Source organism: Vibrio sp. AND4 (assembly GCF_000171815.1).
Classification (GTDB): domain Bacteria; phylum Pseudomonadota; class Gammaproteobacteria; order Enterobacterales; family Vibrionaceae; genus Vibrio.
Window position 1 is genome coordinate 1 of record NZ_ABGR01000113.1, and the last position, 1,399, is coordinate 1,399.

The window sequence follows — 1,399 nt, forward strand, 5'->3', positions numbered from 1 at the left end:
CAAGATACATGTGGTTATCATCCATGTTCTTGAAGCCGTGCCATGTATCACTAGGATCTAGTTTCCAACATTCCGTGCTATCAATGTTTTCTGGTTGCCATACATCGAAGAACCAGCTGTCGCTTTCGGCCTCTAGAAGTTTGATCTCTTTACGGAAGCGGATTGCGCGATCGATAGAGTCTTGCATCAACTTCTTACCAGTGTTGCCGCGCATCATAGCCGCTGCAGTTTCAGTAGAAGCAACGATGCCGTACTGAGGTGAAGTTGAAGTATGCATCATGAATGCTTCGTTGAAAGATTCTTTATCGAAATCACCTTTCACATGAATCATTGAAGCTTGTGAGAATGCCGCCAACAGTTTGTGAGTTGACTGTGTTTCATAGAACACTTTACCCGGCATCGCTTCTCCACTCATACCACATTTACCTTCGTAAATTGGATTGAAGTTAGTGTAAGGCACCCAAGCACTGTCGAAGTGGATGTGTTTACAATCTAGCGACTCTTTGATGAATTGTGTGTTGTACAGCAGGCCATCGTAAGTTGAGTTAGTGACGACTGCGTAACTTGGCGCTGTTGCACCTGGTGTTTTCGCCACTTTCTCAGCAATGACATCGCGGTTGAATTCACTTTGTGGAATACCGCCAAGAATGCCATATGCGTTACGGGTTGGACGGAAGTAGATTGGAGTAACGTCGCTCATCATCATTAGGTGAGTCAGGGATTTGTGACAGTTACGATCAATCAGTACTGTGCTGCCCGCAGGTGCTGAGTACATACCGACGATTTTGTTCGATGTAGACGTTCCGTTGGTTACTATATAAGAGCTGTCTGCATTGAACGTACGGGCAATGTATTCTTCTGCATCTTTATGGGGACCTGAATGGTCCAGCAGAGAACCTAGCTCAGGCATTGAGATTGATACGTCCGCTTTAAACGTGTTAGGACCATAAAAATCGTAGAAGATACTACCGGCCGGGCTTTTCTGGAATGCAGTCCCCCCCATGTGACCCGGAGTACAGAAGGTGTATTTACCTTCTTCTACGTATTTGAATAGCGCTTTAGTGAATGGAGGCATGATGGCATCTTTATATGCCTCTGTCGCTTGGTTGATTTTGATAACGATATCGTCAGCCATACCCAAAGCGTATTCGAAAAAGCTCACGTTTAGACGCAGGTCTGTCAGTGAAATATCCAGAGTAGACTGTTCGTTCGCAAATGCGTGAACAGGTAGTTTTTCATTGATTTGGCTGATACGTTCAGATAGCTCTAGTGAGTATTTATCCCAGTCAAAAAGTACACCACAAATGCGTGGGTTCATCTCAATCATTTTGATTAAGTCTTTATCATCTAATGGGTAAACCACTTCGTAGCCAGCTTTTTCTAAAGCTGCGTGAAGTGA

1 protein-coding gene is annotated in these 1,399 nt (G+C 44.4%); it reads right to left on the reverse strand.

Annotated elements, in window-relative coordinates; translation table 11 throughout:
- A partial coding sequence (locus tag AND4_RS19020; protein WP_009844615.1) for an Orn/Lys/Arg decarboxylase N-terminal domain-containing protein occupies positions 1-1,399 on the reverse strand: 1,399 nt, incomplete at both ends.